The organism is Buttiauxella noackiae (assembly GCF_000737905.1).
Lineage (GTDB): Bacteria > Pseudomonadota > Gammaproteobacteria > Enterobacterales > Enterobacteriaceae > Buttiauxella > Buttiauxella noackiae.
In genome coordinates this window covers 1600155-1606289 of the sequence record NZ_JPRU01000002.1, presented here as the reverse complement: position 1 = coordinate 1606289, position 6135 = coordinate 1600155, and the positions used below count along the sequence as shown (strand labels likewise).

Annotated in this window: 5 protein-coding genes, 1 tRNA gene and 3 rRNA genes; 4 read left to right on the top strand and 5 right to left on the bottom strand. The window is 48.4% G+C overall.

From position 1 onward, the window contains the following. The 4 genes from IX31_RS15850 to rrf (IX31_RS15835) all read left to right on the top strand — a co-directional run. Nucleotides 1–582: ribosomal RNA gene (locus tag IX31_RS15850) — 23S ribosomal RNA — on the top strand; the annotation flags it as partial. Nucleotides 583–692: 110 nt separating this feature from the next. Beyond that, a 5S ribosomal RNA gene (rrf, locus tag IX31_RS15845) occupies nt 693–808 on the top strand. A 15-nt stretch (nt 809–823) separates the two neighbouring features. Then, nucleotides 824–899 (top strand) — tRNA-Thr (locus IX31_RS15840). Nucleotides 900–938: 39 nt separating this feature from the next. Next, nucleotides 939–1054, top strand: a 5S ribosomal RNA gene (rrf, locus tag IX31_RS15835). A gap of 96 nt (nt 1055–1150) precedes the next feature. Here rrf (IX31_RS15835) and IX31_RS15830 read toward each other — a convergent pair. The 5 genes from IX31_RS15830 to IX31_RS15810 all read right to left on the bottom strand — a co-directional run bounded on the left by IX31_RS15830 (nt 1151) and on the right by IX31_RS15810 (nt 6041). Next, nucleotides 1151–1909, bottom strand: coding sequence for an amino acid ABC transporter ATP-binding protein (locus IX31_RS15830; protein WP_034459891.1), 759 nt, complete (start codon nt 1907–1909; stop codon nt 1151–1153). Nucleotides 1910–1919: 10 nt separating this feature from the next. After that, a complete protein-coding gene (locus IX31_RS15825) occupies nt 1920–3020 on the bottom strand; it encodes an amino acid ABC transporter permease (protein WP_034459889.1) in 1101 nt (366 codons plus the stop codon). A 9-nt stretch (nt 3021–3029) separates the two neighbouring features. Further along, nucleotides 3030–4211, bottom strand: coding sequence for an amino acid ABC transporter permease (locus IX31_RS15820; protein WP_034459887.1), 1182 nt, complete (start codon nt 4209–4211; stop codon nt 3030–3032). Nucleotides 4212–4281: 70 nt separating this feature from the next. Beyond that, complete coding sequence (locus IX31_RS15815) at nt 4282–5307, bottom strand: amino acid ABC transporter substrate-binding protein (protein ID WP_034459884.1); 1026 nt, start codon at nt 5305–5307, stop codon at nt 4282–4284. Between the two features lie 512 nt (nt 5308–5819). Beyond that, the gene (locus IX31_RS15810) at nt 5820–6041 is read right to left on the bottom strand and encodes a hypothetical protein (protein WP_034459881.1); all 222 of its coding nucleotides are present in this window, start codon (nt 6039–6041) and stop codon (nt 5820–5822) included. Nucleotides 6042–6135: the final 94 nt, after the last annotated feature.

Below are 6135 nucleotides of genomic sequence, written 5' to 3'. Positions count from 1 at the left end.
GTGCAAAGGCATAAGCTAGCTTGACTGCGAGAGTGACGGCTCGAGCAGGTGCGAAAGCAGGTCTTAGTGATCCGGTGGTTCTGAATGGAAGGGCCATCGCTCAACGGATAAAAGGTACTCCGGGGATAACAGGCTGATACCGCCCAAGAGTTCATATCGACGGCGGTGTTTGGCACCTCGATGTCGGCTCATCACATCCTGGGGCTGAAGTAGGTCCCAAGGGTATGGCTGTTCGCCATTTAAAGTGGTACGCGAGCTGGGTTTAGAACGTCGTGAGACAGTTCGGTCCCTATCTGCCGTGGGCGCTGGAGAATTGAGGGGGGCTGCTCCTAGTACGAGAGGACCGGAGTGGACGCATCACTGGTGTTCGGGTTGTCATGCCAATGGCATTGCCCGGTAGCTAAATGCGGAAAAGATAAGCGCTGAAAGCATCTAAGCGCGAAACTTGCCCCGAGATGAGTTCTCCCTGACCCTTTAAGGGTCCTGAAGGAACGTTGAAGACTACGACGTTGATAGGCTGGGTGTGTAAGCGTAGCGATACGTTGAGCTAACCAGTACTAATGAACCGTGAGGCTTAACCTTACAACACCGAAGGTGTTTTGGTTGAGAGACCAGAGATTGATTTTCAGCTTGAACCGAGATTTTAGTTAATGGTTACGTGAATAACGTAACGGTTAACGATACAGAATATGCCTGGCGGCAGTAGCGCGGTGGTCCCACCTGACCCCATGCCGAACTCAGAAGTGAAACGCCGTAGCGCCGATGGTAGTGTGGGGTCTCCCCATGCGAGAGTAGGGAACTGCCAGGCTCCAAATTAAAGTGTGCTGATATGGCTCAGTTGGTAGAGCGCACCCTTGGTAAGGGTGAGGTCCCCAGTTCGACTCTGGGTATCAGCACCAGTTTTTAGGTTTAAAGTTCGGCGCTGGATAAAGAATTTGCCTGGCGGCAGTAGCGCGGTGGTCCCACCTGACCCCATGCCGAACTCAGAAGTGAAACGCCGTAGCGCCGATGGTAGTGTGGGGTCTCCCCATGCGAGAGTAGGGAACTGCCAGGCTTCAAATAAACAAAAAGGCCATCCGCAAGGATGGCCTTTTTGTTTTGTATTTTCAGCGAAAACAAAAGTCACTTTCGTGACCTTTATCCTTAAATATCAATGAATAACCTGAGAAAGAAAAGCGCGAGTACGTTCTGACTTTGGATTAGCAAAGAACTCATTTGGTGACGCTTGCTCCACAATTTCTCCTCTATCCATAAAGATCACTCTATCAGCAACCGTCCGCGCAAAGCCCATTTCATGCGTTACACACAACATCGTCATGCCCGATTCTGCCAGGCCAATCATGGTATCCAGCACCTCTTTAACCATCTCTGGATCAAGCGCAGAGGTTGGCTCATCAAACAACATAATCTTAGGTTTCATACATAGAGAGCGCGCAATTGCCACTCGTTGCTGCTGACCACCCGATATTTGCCCCGGGAACTTATGTGCGTGTTCGGCAATACGAACCCTTTCCAGGTAATGCATAGCTAGCGCTTCCGCTTCTTTCTTCGGCATTTTACGTACCCAAATTGGTGCGAGCGTGCAGTTTTGCAAAACGGTAAGATGTGGGAATAGGTTGAAGTGCTGGAACACCATTCCGACCTCAGTCCTGACCTTCTCTATATTACGTAAATCATCGTTAAGCTCAGTACCATCAACAACAATACGCCCTTGCTGATGTTCCTCCAGATGATTAATACAGCGAATAGTTGTGGATTTTCCTGAACCAGAAGGGCCGCACAGGACAATACGTTCTCCTTGCTTAACCTTCAGATTGATATCCTTGAGTACGTGAAATTGCCCGTACCATTTATTAACGTTCTCCAGCATGATCATCGCATCAGCGGGTTGCATAGTAATCTGACTCATTTATTCATCCTCAGTGCGGTGTTCTTCCGGTGTTAAAACGTTTTTCAAGATGCTGGCTGTAGCGCGACATGCTGAAACAGAAAATCCAGTAGATGAGGGCTGCAAAGACGTAGCCTTCGGTCGACATTCCGAGCCATGCAGGATCAACTGTGGCTTGCTGTACGCTGCTAAACAGATCAAACAAACCAATAATGATCACCAGACTAGTGTCTTTAAAGAGAGCAATGATGGTGTTAACCAGGCCTGGAATGACCATCTTTAGTGCTTGCGGCAAGATTACTAATCCCTGGGTTTTCCAGTATCCCAACGCCAGAGATTCTGCGGCTTCGTACTGTCCTTTTGGGAGCGCCTGCAAACCTCCACGAACCACTTCCGCGACATATGCAGACTGAAAAAGGATTACGCCGACTAATGCACGGATAAGTTTATCGATGCTTGTTCCTTCAGAAAGAAACAGCGGCAGCATGACGGATGACATAAACAACACGGTGATTAACGGCACGCCACGCCAGAATTCGATAAAGATCACCGACAAAATTCTGACTACGGGCATTGTCGAACGTCGGCCCAGGGCCAGTAAGATCCCTAATGGCAACGCTCCGGCGATCCCTACTGATGCGATGATTAGCGTTAATGTTAACCCACCCCACTGGCGTGTTTCGACGCGTTCCAGCCCTAAAAATCCACCATATAGCAGACCCCAAACAACCAGAGGGTAGATGATTGCCCATGAGGCGATATAACGCCCACGACGCGGCATTGCATTCCAGAACATTGGAATGATGGAAGCCAGACCAATGAACAGGGCAAGGTTAATTCTCCACCGTTGATCATGCGGGTAGAGCCCATACATAAATTGTCCGAAGCGTGCATGGATAAACACCCAGCAAGCCCCTTCTTTTGTGCAGTCCGCACGACTTTCACCCACCCAGTTAGCCTTGAAAATTGCCCAATTTAACAACGGTGGAATCAGTTCCCACATCATCCAAAAACAGAAAATAGTCAGTAAGCTATTAGACCAACTGGAGAAGAGATTCTTACGAGCCCATTGCACGGCACCTGAACGAACAGCTTTTGGGCGCGCGTGATGTGACACTAATGCTTTTGTCATCGTGATTCCTTAGCGCTCAACCAGGGCAATTCGCCGGTTATAGATATTCATCAGCAATGAAATAGTCAGGCTGATAATCAGGTAGACCGACATTGTTATGGCAATAGTTTCAATAGCTTGACCAGTCTGGTTGAGTACCGTTCCTGCGAACAGTGAAACCATATCCGGATAACCAATAGCGGCTGCCAGTGATGAGTTTTTGACGATATTGAGATACTGGCTCGTGAGTGGTGGGATGATGACGCGCATTGCCTGAGGAATGATCACCTGGCGCAATGTAACAGGGTTCGGTATCCCCAGTGAACGCGCTGCTTCGTGTTGGCCGTAAGGTACAGACTGAATGCCGGCACGGATAATTTCGGCAATAAAAGCAGATGTATAGACCGACAATGCTAACGTTAATGCCGCAAGTTCAGGAATGAGAACCATCCCCCCACGGAAGTTAAAACCACGCAAAGCGGGAACATCCCAGTGCAATGCTGCACCAAATAGCCAATGTGCCAATAACGGTAACAAGACCAACAAACCTAGAGCATAGGGCCAGGTTCGACGCAATTGCCCCGTTTTGATCTGATGCATCTTGTTATAACGATACAAGCCTGCCGAGATTATCAGCGCTAGCAAAATGGCACCGATAAAAGCCAGTACACCTTCGCCAATCTGCGGGGAGGGAATATAGAGCCCGCGGTTGCTTAGAAAGAGAAGGTCGAATGCGTTCACTGCCTGTCTAGGGCCGGGCAGGTTGCGAAGTACGGCAAAATACCAAAAGAAGATCTGTAATAAAGGAGGGATATTACGAAATGTCTCAATGTAGAAAGTGGAAAGCTTACGTAGCAACCAGTTGTCAGAAAGTCGGGCAAGCCCTAGAAAGAAGCCGATAAATGATGCAAATACAATGCACAATGCGGAAACGAGTAAGGTGTTCAGCAGGCCGACGACGAACACGCGGCCATAAGTATCACCCTGCTCATAATCAATAAGGTGCTGAACAATACCGAAGCCCGCGCTACGGTCAAGGAATGCAAAACCTGAGGTAATGCCACGATTGCTAAGGTTAGTGACGGTGTTATGTATCAGGTAAACGGCAATGCCAACCACAATGGCGACCGCAATAATCTGAAACAGCCAGGCACGAACCGCGGGGTTAGAAAAGGAAATATCACCTTTTACGATTGGGCGGCGATGGGACATAAACGAACCTCAGTAACATAAACTCAAACTTTGGGCACTACCGCAGTAGTGCCCATTTCTGACGTATCGCTTAGCGAACCGGCGGTGCGTACTGAATGCCACCTTTATTCCATAGGTTGTTTTGCCCACGCTTAATCTTCAGTGGGCTATCAGAACCAACGTTATGTTCGAAGATTTCGGCGTAGTTACCGACTTGTTTAACGATGTTATAGGCCCATTTATTATCGAGCTTCAGGTCTTTACCGAAATCGCCTTCTTTACCTAACAGGTGCGCCATATCCGGTGTTGTTGGATTGGCAGCCATCTGGTCAACGTTTTTAGAGTCAATCCCCATCTCTTCAGCATTCAGCATGGCGAACAACGTCCAACGCACGATAGAGAACCAGTCTTCATCACCACGGCGCACTACTGGGCCTAAAGGTTCTTTTGAAATGACTTCAGGCAGAACAATCCATTCACCCGGTGTACTTAGTTTGATGCGAAGTGCATAGAGTTGTGACTGGTCAGAAGCCAGAGTATCGCAGCGACCTGATTCCAGTGCTTTAGCTGATTCATCGGAACGATCGAACGTCACTGGGGTGTACTTCATGTTGTTTGCTTTGAAGTAATCAGCCACGTTCAATTCAGTATCAGTACCCGCCTGAATACAAACAGTCGCGCCATCGAGCTCTTTAGCGCTTTTCAGGCCTGCTTTGTTGTGTGTCAGGAAACCGATGCCATCGTAATAAGTGACGCCGGTAAACATCATGCCCATTCCAGCATCGCGTGATGACGTCCAGGTGGTATTACGCGACAGAATGTCCACTTCGCCGGACTGGAGGGCGGTGAAACGCTCTTTTGCTGTCAGCGGGGTATATTTAACTTTCGAGGCATCCCCAAATACCGCAGCGGCAACGCCACGGCAAACGTCCACATCAATGCCGGTAAACTTACCGTTTGCATCGGCGTATGAAAAACCAGGCAAGCCATCACTTATCCCGCATTGCACAAAGCCTTTCTTTTTTACCGCGTCAAACGTGGTGCCAGCATGAGCCTGATTGATTACCGCGAATAATGCACCGGCAGCGACCAGAGTGGAGATCAGTGTCTTTTTCATAATGCATCCTGTGTGGGGAAATTATCGTTATAAGTGTTGGCATCCGGATGACGCCATTTTCCTGTCTGTGGCATCTGCCAATGTGGTTAAAGCAAAGGGAGTGCCAAGGTTGCGAGAGACGGCATGCGTGTGCCTCCCGTCGCAGTAAGCTGAGTGTAGACATGAAAAATCACTTGCAGCGCCCCACAACGGGGCAAAATTGAAACCTACGCCACATTTCAGAGCAAAAAAGTTTCAGTTTTTGATCATATGAAAAGAAGTAATTTCAGGCGTTAACATTAGCGTGAATAGCATAAGTAGTGGTTTGTGGAGGGAGTCACATCTGCTGCTGCAATAAAACAAAATTTGAAGGACGTGAGTGATTTGTTTCACGCCAAAGAAGAAGCGAGCAAAGCTAAAAAATGAAATGGTGGTAATGGGTGCACTTAAATAATGCAAAGGAAAATGAGTGCGGATTTTTTAATAAAAAAGCGCGCCCTGTAGGGACGCGCTTTGCAAATATGGGATGTGCTTTATTTAGTTAATGCAACGATACCCAGCGTTAGGCCAGCAATCGCTGCGGCACCACCGGCAATTGCACCTGCAGTTTCCCAGTTATCCTGAGTTGTCCCTTTCATACAGGTATTAGTGTGCACCAGGCGGCCCTGATCATCATAGACTGGCACGCAAGGTGAGTTGGTTGCACAACCTGCCAGAAGTGTAGAAAGCAACGCAGCGGCAATTAGCTTTTTCATATGGAACCTCATTAAACCAATCCCCGAACAGGGATAACTCGTGCGCTAAGGCTACGATTATCTAATAACCTGAACCGGTGTGAATGTGGTGATT